This is a genomic window from Haloarchaeobius salinus (genome assembly GCF_024464185.1).
Classification (GTDB): Archaea; Halobacteriota; Halobacteria; order Halobacteriales; family Natrialbaceae; genus Haloarchaeobius; species Haloarchaeobius salinus.
This window is the reverse complement of record NZ_JANHAU010000001.1, coordinates 824,195-844,510: the sequence shown is the minus strand read 5'-3', so window position 1 is coordinate 844,510 and position 20,316 is coordinate 824,195. Positions and strand designations below refer to the sequence as shown.

At 69.4% G+C, this 20,316-nt stretch carries 25 protein-coding genes; 7 read left to right on the top strand and 18 right to left on the bottom strand.

Annotated features, from left to right (window positions below; translation table 11 throughout):
* Positions 1-22 precede the first annotated feature (22 nt).
* Both NO345_RS04305 and NO345_RS04300 read left to right on the top strand, forming a co-directional pair.
* Complete coding sequence (locus tag NO345_RS04305) at positions 23-679, top strand: helix-turn-helix domain-containing protein (RefSeq protein WP_256296813.1); 657 nt, start codon at positions 23-25, stop codon at positions 677-679.
* A 332-nt stretch (positions 680-1,011) separates the two neighbouring features.
* Positions 1,012-1,962, top strand: a complete 951-nt coding sequence (locus tag NO345_RS04300; RefSeq protein ID WP_256296811.1) for a HEAT repeat domain-containing protein — start codon at positions 1,012-1,014, stop codon at positions 1,960-1,962.
* An 11-nt stretch (positions 1,963-1,973) separates the two neighbouring features.
* On the opposite strand, the gene NO345_RS04295 is transcribed toward NO345_RS04300, so the two are convergent.
* From NO345_RS04295 to NO345_RS04280, 4 genes are read right to left on the bottom strand one after another with little or no spacing between them, the layout of a single operon-like run.
* A complete protein-coding gene (locus tag NO345_RS04295) occupies positions 1,974-2,411 on the bottom strand; it encodes a hypothetical protein (protein ID WP_256296809.1) in 438 nt (145 codons plus the stop codon).
* Positions 2,412-2,465: 54 nt separating this feature from the next.
* A complete protein-coding gene (gene mtnP / locus NO345_RS04290; protein WP_256296807.1) occupies positions 2,466-3,323 on the bottom strand; it encodes an S-methyl-5'-thioadenosine phosphorylase in 858 nt (285 codons plus the stop codon).
* Positions 3,324-3,355: 32 nt separating this feature from the next.
* Positions 3,356-3,826 carry a hypothetical protein gene (locus NO345_RS04285; RefSeq protein WP_256296805.1) on the bottom strand — a complete coding sequence of 157 codons (471 nt, stop codon included), beginning with the start codon at positions 3,824-3,826 and terminating at the stop codon, positions 3,356-3,358.
* Positions 3,819-5,003 (bottom strand): outer membrane protein assembly factor BamB family protein, encoded by a 1,185-nt coding sequence (locus tag NO345_RS04280; protein ID WP_256296803.1) that lies wholly within the window; start codon positions 5,001-5,003, stop codon positions 3,819-3,821. Before NO345_RS04280 ends, NO345_RS04285 begins: the two co-directional genes overlap by 8 nt.
* Positions 5,004-5,121: 118 nt before the next feature.
* On the opposite strand from NO345_RS04280, the gene NO345_RS04275 reads away from it, so the two are divergent.
* A complete protein-coding gene (locus tag NO345_RS04275) occupies positions 5,122-6,567 on the top strand; it encodes an MATE family efflux transporter (protein ID WP_256296801.1) in 1,446 nt (481 codons plus the stop codon).
* 26 nt (positions 6,568-6,593) lie between these two features.
* On the opposite strand, the gene NO345_RS04270 is transcribed toward NO345_RS04275, so the two are convergent.
* Complete coding sequence (locus tag NO345_RS04270) at positions 6,594-7,139, bottom strand: YbhB/YbcL family Raf kinase inhibitor-like protein (RefSeq protein ID WP_256296799.1); 546 nt, start codon at positions 7,137-7,139, stop codon at positions 6,594-6,596.
* 98 nt (positions 7,140-7,237) lie between these two features.
* Complete coding sequence (locus NO345_RS04265; RefSeq protein ID WP_256296797.1) at positions 7,238-7,930, bottom strand: phosphoribosyltransferase; 693 nt, start codon at positions 7,928-7,930, stop codon at positions 7,238-7,240.
* 171 nt (positions 7,931-8,101) lie between these two features.
* Here NO345_RS04265 and NO345_RS04260 point away from each other — a divergent pair, with 171 nt between their 5' ends.
* Positions 8,102-8,425 (top strand): DUF7126 family protein, encoded by a 324-nt coding sequence (locus NO345_RS04260; RefSeq protein WP_256296795.1) that lies wholly within the window; start codon positions 8,102-8,104, stop codon positions 8,423-8,425.
* Positions 8,426-8,912: 487 nt separating this feature from the next.
* Here NO345_RS04260 and NO345_RS04255 read toward each other — a convergent pair whose 3' ends face one another.
* Entirely contained in the window at positions 8,913-9,500 is a 588-nt protein-coding gene (locus NO345_RS04255; RefSeq protein WP_256296793.1) for a MogA/MoaB family molybdenum cofactor biosynthesis protein, read from the bottom strand.
* Between the two features lie 89 nt (positions 9,501-9,589).
* On the opposite strand from NO345_RS04255, the gene NO345_RS04250 reads away from it, so the two are divergent.
* The gene (locus tag NO345_RS04250) at positions 9,590-10,630 is read left to right on the top strand and encodes a zinc-binding dehydrogenase (protein WP_256296791.1); all 1,041 of its coding nucleotides are present in this window, start codon (positions 9,590-9,592) and stop codon (positions 10,628-10,630) included.
* On the top strand, positions 10,620-10,946 hold the full coding sequence (locus NO345_RS04245; protein ID WP_256296789.1) for a DUF7977 family protein: 327 nt from the start codon (positions 10,620-10,622) through the stop codon (positions 10,944-10,946). Before NO345_RS04250 ends, NO345_RS04245 begins: the two co-directional genes overlap by 11 nt.
* On the opposite strand, the gene NO345_RS04240 is transcribed toward NO345_RS04245, so the two are convergent.
* The 4 genes from NO345_RS04240 to NO345_RS04225 all read right to left on the bottom strand — a co-directional run bounded on the left by NO345_RS04240 (position 10,943) and on the right by NO345_RS04225 (position 12,938).
* Complete coding sequence (locus NO345_RS04240; RefSeq protein ID WP_256296787.1) at positions 10,943-11,257, bottom strand: DUF7853 family protein; 315 nt, start codon at positions 11,255-11,257, stop codon at positions 10,943-10,945. The two genes, NO345_RS04245 and NO345_RS04240, sit on opposite strands and share 4 nt — an antisense overlap.
* Before the next feature lie 86 nt (positions 11,258-11,343).
* Positions 11,344-11,919, bottom strand: coding sequence for an NUDIX hydrolase (locus NO345_RS04235; RefSeq protein ID WP_256296785.1), 576 nt, complete (start codon positions 11,917-11,919; stop codon positions 11,344-11,346).
* A gap of 170 nt (positions 11,920-12,089) precedes the next feature.
* Positions 12,090-12,356 carry a hypothetical protein gene (locus tag NO345_RS04230; protein ID WP_256296783.1) on the bottom strand — a complete coding sequence of 89 codons (267 nt, stop codon included), beginning with the start codon at positions 12,354-12,356 and terminating at the stop codon, positions 12,090-12,092.
* Between the two features lie 168 nt (positions 12,357-12,524).
* The gene (locus NO345_RS04225; RefSeq protein WP_256296782.1) at positions 12,525-12,938 is read right to left on the bottom strand and encodes an Lrp/AsnC family transcriptional regulator; all 414 of its coding nucleotides are present in this window, start codon (positions 12,936-12,938) and stop codon (positions 12,525-12,527) included.
* A gap of 104 nt (positions 12,939-13,042) precedes the next feature.
* Between NO345_RS04225 and carA the strand changes: the two genes are divergently transcribed.
* A complete protein-coding gene (carA, locus tag NO345_RS04220) occupies positions 13,043-14,107 on the top strand; it encodes a glutamine-hydrolyzing carbamoyl-phosphate synthase small subunit (RefSeq protein ID WP_256296780.1) in 1,065 nt (354 codons plus the stop codon).
* Between the two features lie 62 nt (positions 14,108-14,169).
* On the opposite strand, the gene NO345_RS04215 is transcribed toward carA, so the two are convergent.
* From NO345_RS04215 to NO345_RS04185, 7 genes are all read right to left on the bottom strand, one after another.
* A complete protein-coding gene (locus NO345_RS04215; protein WP_256296778.1) occupies positions 14,170-14,901 on the bottom strand; it encodes an NAD(P)H-binding protein in 732 nt (243 codons plus the stop codon).
* A 59-nt stretch (positions 14,902-14,960) separates the two neighbouring features.
* Positions 14,961-15,263, bottom strand: a complete 303-nt coding sequence (locus NO345_RS04210; RefSeq protein ID WP_256296776.1) for a DUF8015 family protein — start codon at positions 15,261-15,263, stop codon at positions 14,961-14,963.
* Between the two features lie 225 nt (positions 15,264-15,488).
* Complete coding sequence (locus NO345_RS04205; RefSeq protein ID WP_256296774.1) at positions 15,489-16,472, bottom strand: PrsW family intramembrane metalloprotease; 984 nt, start codon at positions 16,470-16,472, stop codon at positions 15,489-15,491.
* A 101-nt stretch (positions 16,473-16,573) separates the two neighbouring features.
* Complete coding sequence (locus NO345_RS04200; RefSeq protein WP_256296772.1) at positions 16,574-17,167, bottom strand: plastocyanin/azurin family copper-binding protein; 594 nt, start codon at positions 17,165-17,167, stop codon at positions 16,574-16,576.
* Entirely contained in the window at positions 17,164-17,817 is a 654-nt protein-coding gene (locus NO345_RS04195; protein WP_256296770.1) for a hypothetical protein, read from the bottom strand. The genes NO345_RS04200 and NO345_RS04195 overlap by 4 nt, the downstream gene beginning before the upstream one ends.
* A complete protein-coding gene (locus tag NO345_RS04190) occupies positions 17,814-18,719 on the bottom strand; it encodes a 2Fe-2S iron-sulfur cluster-binding protein (RefSeq protein ID WP_256296768.1) in 906 nt (301 codons plus the stop codon). The genes NO345_RS04195 and NO345_RS04190 overlap by 4 nt, the downstream gene beginning before the upstream one ends.
* Positions 18,716-20,275 carry a methyl-accepting chemotaxis protein gene (locus NO345_RS04185; RefSeq protein WP_256296766.1) on the bottom strand — a complete coding sequence of 520 codons (1,560 nt, stop codon included), beginning with the start codon at positions 20,273-20,275 and terminating at the stop codon, positions 18,716-18,718. Before NO345_RS04185 ends, NO345_RS04190 begins: the two co-directional genes overlap by 4 nt.
* Positions 20,276-20,316: the final 41 nt, after the last annotated feature.

The following is a 20,316-nucleotide window of genomic DNA, read 5'->3' as shown; positions in this document are numbered from 1 at the left end:
TCAAATATCCTGTAGGTTCTGTATGGGGGTAATTGCGGAGTTCTCGGTCGAGGCGGACGCGTTCGGTCCGCCGTCGGTCGGTGGGGGAGAGGTCCAGATACAGTTCGAACCGGTCGTACCCACGTCGGGGGACGTGACGCCGTACGCCTGGGTGACCGGCGACACCGACTGGTTCGAGCGTACGATCGACGAGTCGGCGACGGATGTCGGCTACAGTGTGCTGGACAGGCACGATGGCCGCGTGCTCTACCGGCTCCGGTGGCACACGGAGCCGACCGCGTTGCTGTCCATCTTCGTGGACACGGACGCGGCAGTGCTCGAGGCACGGGCGACCGACCGGTGGTTCTTCCGGGTCCGGTTCCCGGACGATACGAGCGTCACGCGCTTCCACGAACGGACCAGGGAGCACGGCTACGAGCTCGACCTGCACCGGCTGGGTCGATCAGACGACGACCCGGTCGAAGCAGAGGGGGCCTACGGCCTGACACCGGAGCAGCGGGAGGCACTGCTGTTCGCCGTCGAGAGCGGCTACTTCGCCATCCCGCGACAGTCGACGCTCGACGACATCGCCGCCGAGTTCGATATCTCGAACCAGGCCGCATCCGAGCGACTGCGCCGCGCGACCGAGTCCGTCCTCCAGGACGCGCTCGACCAGAAACCAGACAATCCAGTGACATAGCAGGCCGGGTCGCCGTCTCGGCCGCAGATATAAACCAGTTGAGATAGCAAGCATCGGTATCAAGTGGCCATAAGAAATATGTACGGGTGACCGTCGTCCCGGTCACAGAGAGGGGGAAAGAGGGCGGCGGTCTGGCGCGCGAGGTCGCCGATGTCAGGCGGTCTGCGACGCCAGAACGCTCGCAGGGCTGTCGGACCCCCACCGCATCCACCGTCAGTCGAAGCCCATCACATCCGTCAGGCGTCACCGCATCCGCGTTCGCCAGCCCACCGCGGGCGTTTTCTCTCACCGATGACAGGGATTCTTGGTCTCCGACGACGACGTACTGGTAGATGGGACTGCTGAGTGGGTCCGACGACACCGAACGTGCAGAGGAGCTGTGCGAACTGGCGCGCGACGACCCGGCGGGCGCTGTCGGGCACGTCGACGAGCTACGCGACCTGCTCGCGGCCGGGGACGCGACGACCCGGACGACCGCCGCGGACGCACTGTACCACATCGCGGGCACCGAACCGACGGCGCTCGCGGACTGCGTCGACGCACTCATCACACGACTCGACGACGACGACGCGAGCGCCCGCCGTCGCGCCGCCGACGCGCTCGCGGCCATCGCGGCGGGCGCACCGCGAACGTTCAGCGCGTGGGTCGAGTCGCTGGCACCCGCTCTCTCGACGGCGGACCCGTACGTGCGGGCGGCGGTCGCGTCCGTGTTCGCACGGCTCGCCGCCTCGGGGCCCAGCACGGTCCTCGACGCAGTCGAGGGGCTCCGCGACGCGACGACGGACGACGAGGAGTGGGACGTCCGGACGTACGCCACCGGCGCGCTGGCGGACGTTGCGACGCGCTACCCCGAGGAGGTGCTCCCCGTCGTGGACGACACGGTGGCGAACGCCCGCGAGCCCGTGCCGGCCCTCCAGACCGCCGCCGTCGACCTGCTCGCCGCCGTCGCCGTGAACGATCCCGAGACGGTCCCCGAGGTCGACGAGCTGTTCGCCGAACTCGTTCTCGACGCACCGACCAGTCAGCGGCTGGCTACGGCGTACGCCATCGGCCGTGTCGGGGTCGCACATCCGGACCGGATACCCGAGGCACTCGACGCGCTCACGGCCGCCATCGGGGACGACGACGACCGGGTGAGCCGTGCCGCGGCGACCGCGTTCGTCACCGTCGCGACCGAGTACTCGGGCTCCGTGACCATCGGCGAGGACCTCCACCAGCGCCTCTGGTGGCTCGCCGACGACATCGACGCGCCCGTCGAGCAGCTGCTCGAGTCGGACGAGTGACCGCGCGACCGTCAGAAGCGCTCGCTGGCGCGATGGAGTCGATCCGTGACGTAGGACCGCCGTCGGGCGACCGCGCGGTCGGTCTCGGCGACGCCGCGGACCGTCTCGACGGCGACCTGTTCGTGGAACTGCCCCGCGAGGGCGCACACGTCCGACGGGTTCGCCGACGTGCAGGTGTACGGCGCGACGACCTGTTCCTCGTTCGTCTCGCGCAGTTCACGGGACCTCGACAGCGATAGCTCCATCACGCCGAGGTCGAGCGAGCGCGCCTGCCGTCCGCGCGAGGGGAAGAATCGCTCGTCGTCGGTCTCGACGACGTAGCCCTCGCGACACAGCGGACAGATGGAGCCGACCGCGGCGTCGATATCGTCGAGGAACCCGCGCGCGGTCTCCTCGTCGCCGTCGAGCTGTGCCGCGACCCGCTCGACGAGCTCGTCGTCTGCCTCCATGCGTGTGTCGGACGTGGCCGGGCGGCAAAAATCGGTCGGTGCGACGGGTGGCGCTCAGTCGAGGTACTGGCCGGCGAGCAGGTCGACGCGCTCGCGGGTGTCGTCGGGGATGGCCTCGCTCGGCGTGTTGATGGTCCCCTCCAGGGCGGACCAGGCGTCGCTCTCGAAGTCCTCGGGCATCGAGCGCACGGCCTCCTCGACGACCGCGTTGATGGACTCCTGGTTCGCGGCGGCGTTCTCGAGCACCTCGTCGAGGGTGACCTCGCTGTCCGCCTTCCAGACGTCGTAGTCCGTGACGCCGGTGACCGTCGCGTAGCTCAGCTCGGCCTCGCGGGCGAGCTTCGCCTCCGGGATGGCGGTCATGCCGACGACGTCCCAGCCCTGCTCGCGGTAGAACTCGCTCTCGGACCGGGTGGAGTACTGCGGCCCCTCGATGCAGACGTAGGTGCCGCCCTCCTCGACGTCGGCGTCGGTGTCGGCGCGCTCGGCCGCGTCGGCGAGGTGTGCCACCATCGGTGGGTCGTACGGATCGGCGAAGCCCATGTGGACGACCATGCCGTCGCCGAAGAAGGTGTGCTCGCGCTGGCTCGTCCGGTCGAAGATCTGCGTCGGGACGAGCAGCGTGCGGGGCGGGAGGTCCTCGCGCAGGCTGCCGACCGCGTTCGTCGCGATGACGCGGTCGACGCCGACCGACTTCAGCGCGTAGATGTTCGCCTTGTACGGCGCGTTCGTCGGGGTGTGCTGGTGGTCCGGACCGTGTCGCGGGAGGAACGCGACCTCCTTCCCGGCGAGTTCGCCGAGCGTGATGTCGTCCGAGGGCTCGCCGAAGGGCGTGTCCACGCTGCGCTGCTCCACGTTCTCCAGGGGCAGGGCCTCGTAGATGCCGCTGCCGCCGATGACGCCGATAGTCATGCTTCTACGAACTCGCGGCGGGCGTAAAACGGCTACGAGTCGTCGTGCGGACCGTCCGGACTCGGCTCGTCGTCCGTGAACAGCCCGGCGACGGTCTCCAGCCCCCCGCGGTACGCCACGAGGTAGCCGAGGAGTCCCGCGCCGACGGCGTTCAGTATCGGGCCAGCGAGGTACAGCGGCTGTCCCCGAACCGCCGGGAACGGCGGCGCGAGCACGGCCTGCGCGACGAAGAAGACGGCTGCGACGGCCACCGCGAACACGACCGCGGCGAACTCGTCACGGTCCGCGTGCGTCGCGCCGAAGGCGAATGCGAGCCCGAGGCCGACCCAGAGCGGGAGCGCGACGGGGTCGGGCACCATCGTCTGCCGGTCGAGCAGCCAGCGCAGCGGGTACGTCACGAGCCACGCGGGCAGCAGCATCGGAATCGACATCACGAACCGCTCGGCGAGCGACGGGTCCTCGCCGAGTTCCGGCACCGCGCCCTCCTGCGATGCTTCAGGCACCGCGCACCTCCAGCACGGCGAGTGCGTGCTCCTGGAGTGCGAACAGCCGGTCGTCGGCGTAGGCCAGCGCGCGAGCCGCGCCGCCGTCGAGCTCGTGGCCTGCCAGTCGCTCGCCCGTCGCGGGGTCGCGCACCTCGACGCCGGTGCTGCGGTGGACGTAGAGGTAGTCGTCGGTGCGGACCACGCCGCCGAGGTCGACTGGTTCGTGGCTCCGCCAGCGACGCTCACCGGATTCGGCGTCGAAGGCGTACAGGTCACCCTCGAACGACGCACAGACGACGATCCCGTCGGCGACGGCGACCTCGTAGAAGGTCCCCGCACCACCTCGTTTCCAGCGTAGCGACCCGTCCTCGGTCGCGAACGCCCGGAGACTTCCGCTGTCGTTACCGCCGGCGACCGAGAGGAGCGTGTCGCCGTCGACCGCGCTCCGCCGATGCAGGTACTCGCCCTCGTCCGTCTGCCAGAGCCGGGAGCCGTCGCTCGCGTCGAAGGCGCTGAGCCGAGTGTTCCGGAGGCTACCCTCGCTGCAGTAGAGCGTCCCGTCGGCGTACGCCGAGGGGTACGGGTAGACGGCCTCGCCGTCGACCCGCTCGGTGAACCAGTGCCGGAGCCCGCTCGACAGGTCTCGTGCCTCCAGCCCCCGCTCGCCGAGGCCGAACAGCGTCGACCCGACGGGGAGGTAGCTGGCGTCGAACAGGCCGACGACCGACCGTCGTCCGTACTCCGGTAGTCGCCAGCGGCTGCCCCCGTCCAGCCCGAGGACGTGGAAGTCGTTCCCGGTGGGATAGCAGAGGTGACCACCGGCCGCGGCGATTCCACCCTCGATCTCGGTCGATGGGCGATAGTGCCACCGCCGGTCGCCGCCCGCCGCCGAGAAACCGTAGAGCCCGTCGTCCTCGACGGGACAGACGACCGTGCCGCCCGCGACGACGAGGCTGTACCCCGTCTCGCTGTCGAACTCGACGGTCCAGTGCTCGGCGAGGTCGGTGCCACCGGAGACCGGCACGTGGCTCCGCCGCGTCGGCGTCCGGCCGGGCACCAGCCACTCGTCCGTCGACACCGACTGGTCGGCGTCGAAGGGGTCGCGGAAGGCGGTGGGCCGCAGGAGCTGTCCGCCGGCCAGTGCGCCGACGCCGGCCGTTAACAGACTCCGGCGGGAGAGCCGTTCGGAGGGCATCTGTCGTTCGTGGGCAACATATCCGGAATCAAGTATTTTCTGGACTCGCCACGGCTCCGTGCCACGTGCTATCCACCACTACTCGTATTGATATGACTCCGGACCGTTTCGATTCGTAATGGTCGAATCGCACACGAACACGAAGCTCACCGAGGGGGAGCTCGCCCGGCCGATGCTCCGGCTGGCGTGGCCACTGGTGGCCATCCAGCTGCTGCAGGTCACCTACAACCTCGCCGACACGGCGTGGCTGGGCGCGTACTCCTCGAACGCCGTCGGGGCGCTGAGCCTCGCGTTCCCGCTCATCTTCTTCCTCATCTCCGTCGGGGGCGGGTTCACGGCCGCCGGTGCCATCCTCGTCGCGCAGTACACCGGGGCCGACAGCGACGGCTCGGCGAGCCTGGTCGCCGGGCAGACCGTCGGCTTCGTCGGCGCGCTCTCGGTCGTCATCGGTGCCGTCGGCTACGTCCTGACGGACCCGATGCTCGCCGTGCTGCCGGCGGACCCCGAGACCCAGCGCGTCATCGTCCCGCTCGCCGCGGACTACATGCGCATCTTCTTCCTCGGGATGCCCTTTCTGTTCGGCTTCTTCGTCTTCGTCTCGCTGCTCCGGGGCTACGGCAACACCCGCACGCCGCTTCGCATCATGCTCGTCTCCGTCGGGCTGAACGTCGTGCTCGACCCGCTGGTCATCTTCGGCGTCGGCCCGTTCCCCGAACTCGGCATCGAGGGCGCGGCGCTGGCGACCGTGTTCTCCCGCGGCGTCGCCACGCTGCTCGGCCTCTACCTGCTGTTCTGGACCAGCGCCGGGCCGGACGTCGGCGCGTCGGACCTCGTGCCCGACCTCGACACCATCCGGGACATCGTCCGCATCGGCGTCCCCTCCGCGGCCGAGCAGTCGATGACCTCGCTCGCGCTCATCGCGCTGACCGGGATGGTCGCGACGTTCCCGCCCGCGGTCGTCACCGCCTACGGGCTGGGCAACCGGGTCATCTCGCTCGTGTTCCTCCCCGCGATGGGGCTGGGACAGGCGACGAACACCGTCGTCGGGCAGAACCTCGGGGCCGAGAAGCCCGAGCGCGCCGAGCGGGCGACCTGGCTCGCCGCGAAGTTCGCCGCCGCGAGCCTGTTCGTCGTCGCGGTCGTCATCTTCGCCGTGCCGACGCTGGTGCTCCGGCCCCTGCTGACCGCCGACACCGTCCAGGCTGCGGAGACGCTGGTCTACGGCGCGGAGTACCTCCGCATCGCCGCCCCCGCGTTCGTGTTCATGGGGCTGTTCCCCGTGTTCCTCGGCGCGTTCCGTGGCTCCGGCGACACGAAGACCGCGCTGGTGTTCTCGGTGGTCGCGCTCTGGCTCGTGCGCGTCCCGACGACGTACGTGCTCGTGTTCGTCCTCGGCTGGGACGCCACCGGCGTGTTCGCGGCCGTCGCGCTCGGCGACGTGGTCGGCGCGCTCGCCGCGATGGCGTGGTTCACCCGGGGGGCATGGAAGCACACCGTCGTCGACCGTGGCCGGGAGGGCGAGCCCGTCGTGACCGACGGCGGGACGGAGCACGGCACGGACTGAGCGCGCAGGCGACGGGTCGTGCCCGGTCAGGGCCGCAGCCCGCTCGGTCCCTCCGTCACGAACACGGTCCCCTGCTCCGCCCCGTACTCGCCCGTCAGTTCCCCGGCGGCCAGCACCGAACCCTCCAGCCCGATGGTGGACGCGACGCGGGCACGTCGCGCCGCCGCCGGGAGGTCGAGGTCGATGTCGAGCGCGTACACCCTGAACCGGTAGGTCTCGACCTGCTCGGGCGGCGGTGACGGGCCGCCCCACCCCTGTCGGAGGAAGTCGTTGTACCCCTCGGTCGCACCCTCGAGCGGTTCGCCTCGCGGGAGGACCGTCGTCCCGGGGTCGACACCCCAGGCCTGCCAGTGGACCCATCCGTGGTCGACGACCTCGGCCGCCTCGGGATGGACCATCGTCACCAGCAGCGACTCGGCCGCGTCGGGGACGCCCCCGATCCGGAGTCCGGGGCGCTCGTTCTCGTTCACGAATCCGGTCCAGTCGGGGAGCCGGTCGCCATCCTCGAAGCTCGGACTGGTCACTGTGAGCGGTGCAGCGTCTTCGAGCGCGCCTGTCAGGGCTGCTATCATATCCACGGGGTTCGTAACCACACCACAAATATCTTCGTACGGAGAGGTTCCCCCCGAAAGATTCCTTCGAGGCGGGACGCCCCGCCCGTCTCGCAGCCTCAGACCAGCGTCCAGCCGCCGTCGTCCGTCGCCGCGACGACGTCACGACGCTCCATCTCGGTGAGCACCTCGTCCATCCGGTTCGGCTGGGCGATCTCCATCTCGATGCGCTGGAGGTCGTGGTCCTCCGCGAGGTAGTGCCTGATGTCGGCCTTCTGGAACGACGACTGCTCGTGACGCTCCATCGTCCCGGAGATGATGTCGATCATGTCCTCGATGAAGTTCCACGGGTACACCATCCACGCCCACTCCGACAGGCGTTCGCCGACGTAGTCCGGCTCGAACTCGCTGGTCTGGAGCAGCTGGAGCGTCGCCGTCTTCACCGTGCCCGCGTTGCGCTCCTCGACGTACTCCTCGGCTCGCCGGATGCTGCCGCCGGTGTCCGCGATGTCGTCGATGATGAGCACGTCCTTGCCCTCGACGCTGCCCTCGGGCATCGGGTACCGGACCTGGGGCTCGTCGGCCTTCTGGGCGGTGCCGACGTAGTGCTCCATCTTCAGGCTCGTCAGGTCGTCCATCCCGAGGAAGTCACAGATGCACCGCCCCGCGAACCAACCACCCCGGGCGAGTGCGACGATGACGTCCGGCTCGAAGGAGTCCTCCTTGACGTCGGTGCTGACGTCCCGACAGAGGCCGTAGATGTACTCCCAGTTCGTGATGGTGCAGTTGAAATCCTCCGGGAGGTCGCTCATACCCGCCAGTCGCGTGTGTCGGCACTTAACCGTTTTCAGGTTCAGCCAGCGGCCGGCCGTTCGGGTCACGGACCTGCGTGAACCGGGCTCTACACGGCCGGCGAGCACTGACCCACGGGCCCCGGCCCGGACGGGAAAGGCACAAAGCCTTCCCCCCCGTTCGTGAGGGTGATGCACGCGATTTTCGCTGGCCACGACGAGCACGAGTTGGTACGCGAGCTGGAGGCAGTCGGGTTCACGGTCCACGTCGTCGACGGCGTCGCGAACCGCCCCGGGCTGGAGGAGGCTGGAATTGTCGACGCGGACCTGTTCGTCCTGACCGACGTGGGGCAGGCGACGGGCATCCCGGTCGCGAAGGACCTGAATCCGGACGTCCGGGTCGTCGTCTACTCCGACGACTCGCTGCCGGAGTTCGTCAGCGGCCAGGCCGACCTGGCGGTGGACCCGGCGCTGCTCGATTCGGCGACGGTCGCCGAGGAGCTGGCAGGTAACTGACCGACGTGCGACCCGGTCGGACCGACTCGAGAGCGGTCGGACTACCGGCCACGACGGGCGGGGGGCGTCGACGCGGAGCCGCCGCGCGCTCGACATTTCTTGCAACTAGGTGACACACCACACGCGGTGCCAGAGCGACACGCGCCGGAGTGGGACGGATTCGGCGGTTAGAGGCGGTTTAAACCGGTGTATTCCGCGGGTCGTCACGCATCGCGGGGTGTGTCGTCCCCCCGCACGGTTCACGCCGACGAGACCGGCCCAGGACTGTTCAAGACCGTTCAGAGCGACGTAAACAGTCTGTACGGTAGCAGTCGTTGAAGTAGATACGGGCACTCCCCTCGGATGGAGACCACGAGGACACAGATAGGTCGGTGTCAGAGGGCCACACCCTCGTTCCCTGACAGGCGTGGTCTCCCGGTACTGGATATCCATCCAGCATCACTCCCCCTTCCCTTTCGACGCTACCGAGCGCCCGCCAGTCGTCGGCTCAGTCCTCGCGACGTGACAGCCCGACCAGATGCGGTGCCTCGGGCACGATGATCTCCGCGACGCCGAGGCGCACCGCCGCCTCGCTCCCCGGGAGACAGCAGACGAGTACGCCCTCGACGATGCCGGCCATCGTTCGCGTGGCGATGCTCCGGCTACCGATCTCCTCGTACGAGAGCCGCCGGAACAGCTCGCCGAAGCCGGGCAGCTCCCTGTCGAGCAGCGGCTCGACGGCCTCGACGGTCACGTCGTCGGGCGTGACCCCGGTCCCACCGGTCGTGACGACGAGGTCCACGTCGTCGCGCTCGGTGAGCCGGTCGACCGTGCCCTGCACGCTGTCGTACTCGTCGGCGATGAGTTCGCGGACGACGACCTCGTGCCCCTCGTCGGAGAGGATGCTCGCGATGCGGTCGCCCGAAGGATCGTCGTCGAACGTACGCGAGCTCGACACCGTGACGACCGCGACGCCGAGGTGGTGTGCGTCGTGCTGGTGATGCTGGTGGTCATGCCCGTCGTCGTCGGCGTGCTCGTGCCCTCCGCCATCTGCGTGGTCGTGGCCGTGCTCGTCGGACTGCTCGTCGTCGCTCATGTCCGGCGGGTTCCGGCGGCGGCGACATAGCTCTTGTCGGGCTTGCCCGCGTCGGCACGCTTTTGCCCGCGCCACGAGTCGCCACGCGCATGAAGGCCGTCCAGTTCGCAGCGCACGGCGACGCGGACGTCATCGAGTACGACGAGTATCCGACCCCGGAGCCGGACGCCGACGAGGTGCTGGTCGACGTGAAGGCGGGCGCGCTCAACCACCTCGACGTGTGGACCCGACGCGGGTTGCCGGGCCTCGACCTCGAGATGCCGCACGTCCCCGGCAGCGACGCCGCGGGCGTCGTCGAGGCGGTCGGTGCGGACGTGACACGCTTCGAGCCCGGCGACCACGTCGCGGTCTGGTCCGGCACCGCGACCGACGACGACGAGTTCACCCGGAAGGGCGACCCGACGCTCTCGCGGAGCTTCAAGGTCATCGGCGAGCACCTCCCCGGCGTCCACAGCGAGTACGCCGCCCTCCCCGCCGAGAACCTCGTCCCGGTTCCCGACGACGTCTCCTGGGAGACCGCGGCGGCCGCCCCGCTGGTCTTCGGCACCGCGTGGCGGATGCTCATCTCGCGGGGCGACGTGACCGCCGGTGAGTCCGTCCTGGTGCTCGGGGCCTCCGGCGGCGTCGGCCACGCCGCCGTCCAGATTGCCGACTACGCGGGGGCGGAGGTGTACGCGACCGCGAGCAGCGAGGGGAAGCTGGAGTACGCCCGCGAGTGCGGCGCGGACCACGTCTGCAACTACGAGGAGGAGCGCTTCGCGACGTGGATCCGCGAGGAGACGGACGGCCGCGGCGTGGACGTGGTCGTCGACCACGTCGGCGAGGAGACCTGGGAGGACTCGCTGAAGTGCCTCACGAAGGGGGGGCGACTGCTCACCTGCGGGGCGACGACCGGCCCGCACGCCGAGACGAACATCAACCGGGTGTTCTGGAGCCAGCTCGAGATAATCGGCTCGACGATGGCGACGCCCGGCGAGGCCGAGACCGTTCTCGAACTGGTCTGGGACGGCACGTTCGAGCCGCGCATCCGCGAGACGCTGCCGATGAGCGAGACGGCGCGAGCCCACGAACTACTGGAGAACCGTGAGGGCTTTGGCAAGGTGGTCGTAATTCCAGACAGTGAGCTCTGACGCCGAACCGGAGGAACAGCCGGTCGACGACCGGGGCGCGCCCACCATCGACGGGAGCGCCACGACGGCCGACGACGACAGCGATGGCTACGTCCACCGCCCGGCCGACGGCGTCCACCCGGAGGCCGTCGACCGTGAGTGGGACTGGCGCGGCTGGGTGGTCGTCGCGGTCGTCCTCTTCTCGTTTCTCGTGGTGCCCGTGGTCATCCTCTACCGGCCGCCGTCGCTGCCGTACTGGGTCGCGCTGCTCGCGTTCCCGATGCTGCCCGCGCTGCTGCTCGGACTCGTCGCGGTCTGGGGGACGACGCGGCCCTAGCTCAGGGGGACCCGACCGAACGTCGCCTCCAACTGGTCGACGATGGCCCGAGCTCGGGCCACGTCCGACGACGGCGTCCCGTCCCGAGCCGCGTAGTCGAGCAGGTCACGCCGCAGCCGCCACGCCTCGAACGTCGTCAGTGTCGGCTCGCCGGCCTCGAGTTTCCGGGCGATGTTGAGCGCCCACCAGGGCTGTGGCTCGCTCTCGTCGTGCCCGGTCAGTCGTTCGACCATCACGTGGTGGACGAGCCACAGTTCGCCACGGGAGAGCGTCACGTCGGTCGATTTCGGTGGGTTTCGTACTGACGACATCTGTGGATGACCGCCTCCATGCGACGATACGACCCACCCCGCTATAAATCCTTGCGACGTGTTAACACATACTCTCCACGGGTCCCTCAGTCGAAGTCGCGGCGCATCGCGATCTCGAACCAGGGACAGAGGCGGAGCTGCCGGTAGAACTCGGGGTTGTCGTGGAGGTGCTCGTAGGGGACCCACATCAGGCCCTCGACCTCCTCGGGGTCGGGGTCGAGCGTGGTGTCGGTGAGCGTGAGCTTCAGCACGGCACAGACCTCGTGCTCGATACCGGCGTTCTCGAAGTAGCGCTTGTACTCGAAGCGGTCCGTGAGCTGGAGGTTGTCGTACTGGTCGGGCGTGATGCCGAGTTCCTCCTCGAGGCGCTCGCGGGTCGCCGCCTCTTGGCTCTGGCCCTCGACGGGGTGGGAGGCGACCGTGCCGTCCCACCAGGTGCCCCAGAGGCGCTTGTCCGCGGCCCGCTGGGCGAGGAGGATGTTCTCGTCCTCGTCGAACACCAGCGAGGTGAACGCCCGGTGGCGGATGCCCTCGCCGGTGTGGGCGTCCAGCCGGTTGACGAGTCCCTGTTCGTTGTCGTCCGGGTCGACCGCGATGACCTCCTGCCCGGCGTTCTTGTGAAGGTCCTCGGCCGCGCCGTCGGACGGGTCAGACGTACTCATGGCTCAACAATCGCGTACCCTGCTAAAATGGACTTCGACTCGTCACGCCACCACCGGCAACCCGTGGCGACCCGACCGCGTCGCTGGCCGGAACCGCGACCTGCCCGACCCAACGCCGGCACCGCAGTCCGCTCCCCGGTGATGACCACCCAACCCCTATCTCGTACTGCTCACGCCTCTGCTTCGACCGTCTGTGCCATCAGCGACTTGATGCCGCCGTACAGCCCGAGCACGGCAGCACCGCTGAAGAAGCCACCGATGGCGGTCACGAGCCGGACGTCCTGCGGGATGCCGAAGGCCGTCGGCCACAGCGTGATCCAGAACGTGAACAGCAGCACCATCTGGGCGAGCATCATCATCACGAACGCCGCGCCCGTATCGACGCTCGCCTCCAGTTTGACGTCGTCCTCACCGAACCGCTTGCTGGGGGTGGCCATGTATGTACCAGTTACCGCTACCGTTGGTTACCGGATATAGTTATCTGTTGGTTACCTACCAGAAGCACCGCTGTATAAAGTGTTTGTGGCCACTGGTGTCGGTGGAATCGCCGGACTGCGCCGTGGTGTAATGGTTCCATACCGCGTGGCAACGAGGCGTTACTACCGTCAGCCGAGCCGCTCGTCGAGGATGAGCCGGGTCTTCGTGGAGACGACCTCCTCCATCTCGCGGGCCTGCGTGATGAGGTCGTTCACGCCCTGGGTGTCGGCACAGTCGACCACGAGCACCACGTCCTCCTCGCCGGAGACCTGCCAGACGAAGTCCACCTCGGTCCAGTCGGCCATGCGTTCGGAGATCCGGGTGGTCTCGACGTCCATCGCGACGCCGATCTCGATCATCGCCTTGACGTTCCCCGTGCGCGTGGCGACGGTGAACCGTTCGATGACGTCGTCCTCGGTCATCCGTTCGACCCGGTTGCGGACCGTCCCCTCGCTGGTGCCGACCTCCTCGGCGATCTCGGTGTAGGGCGTCCGGGCGTCCCGTCGGAGGATGTTCAGTATCTCGCGGTCGAGTTCGTCCATGGAGGTTGTCGTCTACCACCCCTTCCCACTTGACGATTACGAAATTCGTAACGACGCTTCGAAAGCAAGGTTTATTGACGTGGCAACGTACGTACTTCGTAACGATGGACGCCTACGTAGCACTGGAGGGTGGCCACGTGGTCGAGGCCCGTGGTCGTGCTCCAGGCACAGCAAACGGCGAACTGGTTTTCACGACGGCGTACACGGGATACGAGGAGAGCCTCACCGACCCGTCGTACGAGGAACAGATACTCACCTTCGCGTACCCGCTCATCGGGAACTATGGGGTACGCGAGGAGCGCTTCGAGTCCGACCGGGTCCACCCGCGCGCCGCGGTCACCCGCGAGCTGACCGACGACGTGGCCGAGTGGCTCGCCGAGGAGGGCGTCCCGGCGGTCGACCACATCGACACCCGCGACCTCGTCACCGACATCCGCGAGGAGGGTGCGATGGCCTGTGGCATCGCCGTCGGCGACGACGTGACGCCCGAGGACGCGCTCGCCGAGCTCGAGGACTGCGTGCCGATGAGCGACCACACCGATATCGGCGCACAGGTGTCCGTCGACGAGCCCGTCGTCCACAACGCCGACGGCGACGGCGCGACGGTCGCGCTCGTCGACTGCGGCGCGAAGCGCTCCATCGTCGACTCGCTGGTCGAGCGCGGCGCGACGGTCCACGTGCTCCCGTACGATGCCACCGAGGACGCCGTGGCCGCGATCGACCCGGAGCTCCTGTTCATCTCGAACGGCCCGGGCGACCCGGAGAACTTCGACGCGGCCGTCGAGCTCGTCGACACCTTCGTCGGGGAGGTGCCCATCGCGGGCATCTGCCTCGGCCAGCAGATCGTCGCCCGCGCGCTCGGCGGGACGACCGAGAAGATGGACTTCGGCCACCGCGGCGTCAACCAGCCCGTCCGCGACCACGACACCGGGAAGGTCGTCATGACCACGCAGAACCACGGCTACACCGTCGCCGACGCGCCCGAGGCACTCGAGGTGTCGCAGGTCAACGTCAACGACGGCACCCCGGAGGGCCTCGACAGCACCGACCTCGACATCATCACGCGCCAGTACCACCCCGAGGCCAACCCCGGCCCGCACGACTCGCTCTCGTTCTTCGACGACGTGCTCGGGATGACCGCCTCGACGCGAACCATCGTCGCCGACTGAGCGGGACGTAGGCGTCCTCCCGGTTCTCGCGAGCGATACAGCCCGTGGCTCGGTCGCCCCCGTCAGGACGGGATGGAGTAGCCGGACCGTCGGGCGACGAGACCCGCCTCGGGGCCACGCCACTCGAACTCGACGCCCTCGTGCGTCGGCGGGGCGACCTCGGCGACCTCGAACGTCCGGTTGCGCGCCTCGGGTGTGGTGAGCGCGGCGACCATCACCCACGCCAGGTCCGGTCGGGGGATGCGTCCGGCGACGGTGTCCTCGCCCTCGCTCGTCGCGACCGACTCCGTCCCCTCGCCGTTCGTCGTCCGACCGGTGCGTACGATGGTGTGCGGGACCCCGGAGTCACGGAGGTACCGCTCGGTGGCGTCGAGCGCGCCGAGGATCCTGTGCTTGCACAGCCTGACCGGCAGCACCATGCCGCTCTCGGAGTCGCCGACACCGATCTTCGAGTGGAGGACCACATACGGCCGGCCGGCGTCGCTCGCGGCGTCGACCAGGTTCCGGACGCCGACGCCGACGTCGAGCCGCCCGAGGACGTGGGAGAGGCCGCCGTCCCTGACGCTACAGCAGATGGCGTCGACGTCCCTGACCGCGCCGTCGAGTCCCTGACCCGTGGTGAGGTCCCCGATGCAGACCTCGGTCGCGCCGGCCTGCCGCGCGAGCGATTCCTCGCCACGGCCGGGGACGAGCGCGCGCACCACGTAGTCGGTGTCCGAAAGGTAGTCCACGAGTGCCCGACCGACCGGTGTCGAGGCGTCGGCGACCAGCACGCGGTACGATTCGTGCGACACGGTGACAACCTACGTGCCGTGGTGAGTAAAGCGTTCCGCGCAACCAGTTGGTCGGCTTGTTATCGCCGGGACCGGTCACCGATCTCGTCGCGAGGTGACCGGCGTTCCTGCTGGTGGTTGGGACGCGTCTCCGTCGGCGGGTGGACGTAGAGTGCGTCCACGAGCACCAGTGAACAGACGAGGCCGGCAGCGGCGACGAGCAGGTGCACCGGGAGTCGGGTGACGGATGCACCGACGGCCGCCGCGAGCCACGTGAGCGGAATCACGCCGAGCACGAGGTCGTAGCGCGAGACCGCACGAAGCACCGTCGATGGTCGGACGAGCGATGCCACGTCCACGAGGTCGGTTTCCGTCCGTCTCATCGTGACCACCCGTGTCAACAGAGGTCGTTCTTCGGTAGTAAAATTTTGGCTCGAAACCACGGGGGAACCGCCAGGGAATTCACATCCAGTATCTTCGGTAGGTTCGGATATGATTCAGAAATAATATCGAGGGTCCCCGAAGGAATCCACGAGAATCAGCAACTGGCATCCTCCGGAGTAATAGGCGGAGCGATGCCACCGAGAAGATGGTGCTACAGAGTCGTACTATCCATTCGCGTGGGTCGCGCCGGCCCGGTAGTGCCGGTTGTACTTCGAGAGCTTCCGGTAGAGGACGTAGCCGACGACGCCCTCGAAGGCGAACACGAACGCGATGAAGCCGATGCTGCCGCCGACGAACGGGGCCGCGCCGAAGTCGACGACGGTGACGAGCGTGTTGTACGTCGCGTGGATGGCGGCGGCGATGAGCAGGCCCTTCACCACGATGGGGCCCCAGTGGTCGTCGCTGAACTTCGCGAGCCCGAGGTAGTAGCCCGCGATGGCGGAGTAGAGCACGTGGCCCGGGCCGACGAACGAGCGGGCGGTCGCCGTGTCGACCGCGCCCGCGAGGCTCGCGCTCGTCGAGAGAGACCGTGCCTGGATGACGGCCTGGGTGATGTAGAGCGCGTTCTCGATGGTGGCAAAGCCCAGTCCCGCGACCGCGCCGTACACCGCGCCGTCGATGACCGCGCCGAACTGGTCGCCGTTGTAGGCGTAGACGCGGACCGCGAGCCACTTCACGGTCTCCTCGACGGGACCGACGACGAGGAAGAAGAACACGACGAGCGTGATGGGAAACAGCGGCGTGCTCGGCAGCAGGGCCGCGATGACCGACCGCAACGCGGAGTTCGCCACGGCGGCGAAGCTCGCGAACAGCACCGACAGCAGGAACGTCACCGCGAGCGGGCCCAGCGGGTCCCCGCCAGTCGGGTTCGTCCGCCAGATGGCCCCGACGATGACGAGCGCGGGGAGGATGGAGGCCACCGTCAGTATCCCGAGCGTCGGCCGGACGCTGATGCCGTAGACGACCAGCCCGAGCTGGGCGGTAAAGGTCGCCAGCGCGAGCAGGACCACCGCCCAGTGTGCGCTCCGGACGATGCCGCCGTAGACGAACACGGCGAACCGGTCGAGAGACGTCCGTGGTTCCCAGCCCGTCACCTCGTACCCGCCGTCCGTGGCGACCGCCGTGTCGCCGTCGCCCGAGTCGGTCATCTGTCAACGGGCCTACGTGGGCGGGTTTCGAGTAGGTACACCCAACGTACGTAGCCTGTCCAGGGCCGGTACGCAGGTGGTAGCTGTGCCGGCTCGCGGTTCTACTCCACGTCGAACGAGCCCTCCAGCCCGAGCGTCTGGTGGGGCGCACAGAAGTACTCGTACCGGCCGCTCGTCCGGAAGGTGTGTGCGTGCAGGTAGCCCTCGCCGTAGGTGTCCGAGGCCGTTCCCGGGGTCCCCGTCCAGTCGGAGCCATCGGGCTTCTCCCGGACCCGGATGTTGTGGCCCGCGCTCCGCCACACCCAGTGGACGGTGTCGCCGGCCGCGACGGAGAACGACTCCGGCGCGAAGCTGAAGCCGTCGGCCGCGACGTCGACGACGAGGTCAGGCTCGCGCTCCTGGGGCGGCACGCCGGTCGTCGTGGGGGCGGCGGTCTCGGTACCGGACGTGGTCGTCGGGTCCGTCCCGTCCGTGGTCCCTGAGCGCTCGGTCCCCGCCGTCGTCCGGGGCGTCGACGTCGTCGCGTTCGTCCCATCGACGCTGGCTCCGTCGTCCGTGGCCCGTCGCTCCGGCCCCCACGGGTTCGAGAGACAGCCGGCGGCGGCGACGGCGGCCGCGAGGGTAGCGCCACCCGTTCGCAACAGTTCGCGCCGACACCGCTTCCGTCCCGGCTCCCTCCCGTCGTCGGGCCTCATGATTCCTCCTCCGCACCCGCTGCGGGCACGTCACGGAACTCGTACCCGGTCCCGACCGGCTGCTCGTCGCTCGCACCGCCGAGGCGCGCGTCGACCAGCAGCGGGGCGGCGTGGACGACACCGGTCGCGACGAACGCCCAGTCCGGTACCGTCGCCGGGAACAGCACGGCCGCGAGCAGCACGAGCCCGGCGGCGAGGCTGCCGGTCAGGTACGCCGCACGGGTCCGGTGGGTGGCGACCACGCCGGTGACGAGATAGCCGACCGCCAGCACGACCGGCCACGGCGTCCACAGCAGCGTTCGCGCCAGCTCCGGCGACGACACCAGGCCGTAGACGACCGCCGCGTCGAGCGCGAGCGCGCCCCCGACGAGCGCGACCCACAGCCACAGCAGCGGGCTGTACCGCACCGTTCGTGCGCCGGCAAGCACGCCGACGCCGACCATCGCGACCGTCGCGGCCGCCCAGAAGCCGACCACGACGACGGTCCCCTCGACGCCGACCGCATCGAGCGCGAGCCCGGGGCGGTTCGCGAGGAACTGGGTGAGCGCCCAGCCGAGCAGCCCGAGCACGCCACCCAGCCCGAGCAGGCTGTCGATGCCGAGCCCGTCCCGCATCGTCTCGTCGGTCTGTGCCGCGTCGGTGTCCATCATCTCGCGTCACCCCCGTCGGTCCCGGCGTAGTCGTAGGTGCCAGCGTACTCCGCGTCGGTGACGGTTACCGGTTCGGGCGGTTCGTCGTCCGTCCCCTCGTCGGCGTCGCCCGTGGCCACGTCCTCGACGTGCTGCCCCCAGAGCCCCCGGTGCTTCTCGACGGTCACGTCGCCCTCGACGTGGGTCTGACACGCGAGCCGGAGCCCGCTCTCCTCGTCGTGCGGCGGGAGATCCAGCCGGCGTCGTTCGCGGGACCCGGGCTCGCTCACCTCGCCGTCGACCGCGACGGCACAGGTGCCACAGAGCCCGTTGCCGCCGCAGTTGGCGACCTGCGTCACGTCGTTGTGCGGCGAGTGTCCCTCGGCGGCCAGGAGGACGGAGCGAAGCTGATCGCCCACCTCGCAGGTGACCTCGCGGCCCTCGAACCGGACCGTCGGGGTGCGCCGGAACGTCGGGCTCCGGCCGTCGTAGACGAGGTCGATGGCCGTCGTCATCCAGCAGCCGTCGTACTTGCCGTCGGACTGCCGGGCCACGGTGAACTCGTAGGTGCGGTCGCCGTCGGGATGGCGGGACAGGACGGCCTGCGTGAACGTCCCGCCCTCACGGTCGGTCGGCCCGCGCTCGACCGCGTCCGCGCCGACGAGCCGGTCGTAGATGGGGCCGAGCAGCGTCGTCGCGAACCCGTCGAGCGAGCCGTGGGCTGTCCGGAAGTCCGGTGCCGAGAAGTCGAACAGCGTCCGGACGCTCGCGGGCACCGCCCCGTCGGCACGTGCCGTCGCGACGTCGACGTCGGTCGCGACCAGCACGTCGAGCTGTGCCCGGACCGCATCGGCGGGGCCGAGGTCGGGCGACGGGCCGACGGTCGAGGCCGCCAACGTCACGGCATCCGGGTCACCGCTCATCGACTCCCCTCCACCGCGGTGCCGGGCTTCGAGTCCGGCGAGCGCACCGTGAACTGCTCCAGTGCCCGCTCGAGCTTGCCGGCGCTCTCGGCGAGCCAGTCGACGCGCTGCTCGATGGACCCGATGACCGTCTCCTGCTCGCCGGCGGTCGTCGCCACCTGCGAGGCCTCCATCGCGGTCTCCGCACCGATCTCGCGGACCGTCTCGACGTTCGCGCGCATCTCGGCGACCCGTTCCGTCTGGGCGTCGGTCGCGGCGTCGATACGCGAGGCGTCGGTGGCGGTCTCGTCGACCACCTCCTCGACGGCGTCGAACGCCCCCAGCGCCGACTCGATGGTGTCGGTGCCGCGCTCGACCGCGGCCTGCGTGCGCTCGATCTCGGCGAGCGCCGACTCGGTGTCGGCCTCGACCGACTCGAGCGCATCCTCGATCTCGGCGGCTGCGGCCTCGGTGTCGTTCGAGAGCGTCCGTATCTGCCTGCCGAGGTGGCTCATGCTGCCGTCGTCGTTCGACTTCTTCGCCTCCAGTTCGGTGTTCATCGCGAGGTGCTCGGTCTGCTCGGTGAGGTCGCGCACCCGGTCGGCGAGGTCGGAGACGTCGGCGACCGTCCGCGAGAGCGACTCGATCTCGTCGACGGACGAGGCCGTCCGTCGCTCGATGGCCCCGACGGCGTCCAATGCGTCCGTCGCGGCGGCCGCACCCTCGTCGGTCGCCGCGGCGGCAGCCTCCGATTTCTCGGCGACGGTCTCCGCACGGTCGGCGACGGCCTCGACGCGGTCGACGAGATCCGCCATCGCCTGTGCGGTGTCCGCGAGCTGAGCGTGCTGGCTGTCGACGCCCTCGCTGATGGACCGCGTCGCCCTGGTCACCTCGACGGTGCCCTCCCGGGCCGTGGTCGCGTTCCCGTCGGCCTCGCGGGCGGCGTCCGCGACGGACTGCGAGAACGACCGGACCTCGGCGACCATCGTCTCCATCTGGTCCATCATCCCGTTGAAGCTCGTCGCGAGCGCGTCGAACTGCGGGACGCCGGTCTCCTCGTCCATCCGGCCGGTGAGGTCGCCGCGACGGGCCGCCGAGAGCGTCCGGGTCTGGGCGGTCGCGGTCGTCGCCAGCTCGCGGTTCAGTGACTCCACGGTGTCGACCTGCGAGGCGAGCTGGTCGCGGAGTTCGGCGACGCTCCAGGCAAGCTGGCCGACCTCGTCGCGTCGCGTCGGCTCGAACGACGTCTCGAAGCGCCCCGTCTCGGACACCCGGCGCGTCTCGCGGTCGAGGCTCCTGACCCCGCGCACCACAGACCGCTCGACGAGCGCGAGCGCGACGACGTTGCCCGAGACCACGACGGCAAGCGCCAGGATGCCGCCGCGGTAGATCGCCTGTGCCTCCCCGTACGTCGTCGCGAGGTGGACGGTCGCCTGCCACACCGCGACCGTCACCACGGCGAACGCGACGAGCGTGGACGCGGCCGCGGCGGCCACGAACTTCCCCGTCAGCGACGCCCGTGGGTCGACCACCCGACGGAGCCGCCGGGTCACCCCGCGAAGTACTCCAGTTACCATGGACGCACCTGAACGTATTAGTTAAAGTGAATTTTCCCAGT

Excerpts from the sequence above, each read along its gene's own strand:
- NO345_RS04295 (WP_256296809.1), bottom strand. The coding sequence starts at position 2,411 with ATGGAGGCAGACGACGAGCTCGTCGAGCGGGTCGCGGCACAGCTCGAC.
- NO345_RS04200 (WP_256296772.1), bottom strand. The coding sequence starts at position 17,167 with ATGAGGCCCGACGACGGGAGGGAGCCGGGACGGAAGCGGTGTCGGCGC.
- NO345_RS04255 (WP_256296793.1), bottom strand. The coding sequence starts at position 9,500 with ATGAGCGACGACGAGCAGTCCGACGAGCACGGCCACGACCACGCAGAT.
- NO345_RS04275 (WP_256296801.1), top strand. The coding sequence starts at position 5,122 with ATGGTCGAATCGCACACGAACACGAAGCTCACCGAGGGGGAGCTCGCC.
- NO345_RS04260 (WP_256296795.1), top strand. The coding sequence starts at position 8,102 with ATGCACGCGATTTTCGCTGGCCACGACGAGCACGAGTTGGTACGCGAG.
- NO345_RS04190 (WP_256296768.1), bottom strand. The coding sequence starts at position 18,719 with ATGAGCGGTGACCCGGATGCCGTGACGTTGGCGGCCTCGACCGTCGGC.
- NO345_RS04300 (WP_256296811.1), top strand. The coding sequence starts at position 1,012 with ATGGGACTGCTGAGTGGGTCCGACGACACCGAACGTGCAGAGGAGCTG.
- NO345_RS04230 (WP_256296783.1), bottom strand. The coding sequence starts at position 12,356 with ATGGCCACCCCCAGCAAGCGGTTCGGTGAGGACGACGTCAAACTGGAG.
- NO345_RS04210 (WP_256296776.1), bottom strand. The coding sequence starts at position 15,263 with ATGAGACGGACGGAAACCGACCTCGTGGACGTGGCATCGCTCGTCCGA.
- mtnP (WP_256296807.1), bottom strand. The coding sequence starts at position 3,323 with ATGACTATCGGCGTCATCGGCGGCAGCGGCATCTACGAGGCCCTGCCC.
- NO345_RS04280 (WP_256296803.1), bottom strand. The coding sequence starts at position 5,003 with ATGCCCTCCGAACGGCTCTCCCGCCGGAGTCTGTTAACGGCCGGCGTC.
- NO345_RS04225 (WP_256296782.1), bottom strand. The coding sequence starts at position 12,938 with ATGGACGAACTCGACCGCGAGATACTGAACATCCTCCGACGGGACGCC.
- NO345_RS04270 (WP_256296799.1), bottom strand. The coding sequence starts at position 7,139 with ATGATAGCAGCCCTGACAGGCGCGCTCGAAGACGCTGCACCGCTCACA.
- NO345_RS04185 (WP_256296766.1), bottom strand. The coding sequence starts at position 20,275 with ATGGTAACTGGAGTACTTCGCGGGGTGACCCGGCGGCTCCGTCGGGTG.
- NO345_RS04265 (WP_256296797.1), bottom strand. The coding sequence starts at position 7,930 with ATGAGCGACCTCCCGGAGGATTTCAACTGCACCATCACGAACTGGGAG.
- NO345_RS04235 (WP_256296785.1), bottom strand. The coding sequence starts at position 11,919 with ATGAGTACGTCTGACCCGTCCGACGGCGCGGCCGAGGACCTTCACAAG.
- NO345_RS04250 (WP_256296791.1), top strand. The coding sequence starts at position 9,590 with ATGAAGGCCGTCCAGTTCGCAGCGCACGGCGACGCGGACGTCATCGAG.
- NO345_RS04205 (WP_256296774.1), bottom strand. The coding sequence starts at position 16,472 with ATGACCGACTCGGGCGACGGCGACACGGCGGTCGCCACGGACGGCGGG.
- NO345_RS04195 (WP_256296770.1), bottom strand. The coding sequence starts at position 17,817 with ATGATGGACACCGACGCGGCACAGACCGACGAGACGATGCGGGACGGG.
- carA (WP_256296780.1), top strand. The coding sequence starts at position 13,043 with ATGGACGCCTACGTAGCACTGGAGGGTGGCCACGTGGTCGAGGCCCGT.
- NO345_RS04240 (WP_256296787.1), bottom strand. The coding sequence starts at position 11,257 with ATGTCGTCAGTACGAAACCCACCGAAATCGACCGACGTGACGCTCTCC.
- NO345_RS04305 (WP_256296813.1), top strand. The coding sequence starts at position 23 with ATGGGGGTAATTGCGGAGTTCTCGGTCGAGGCGGACGCGTTCGGTCCG.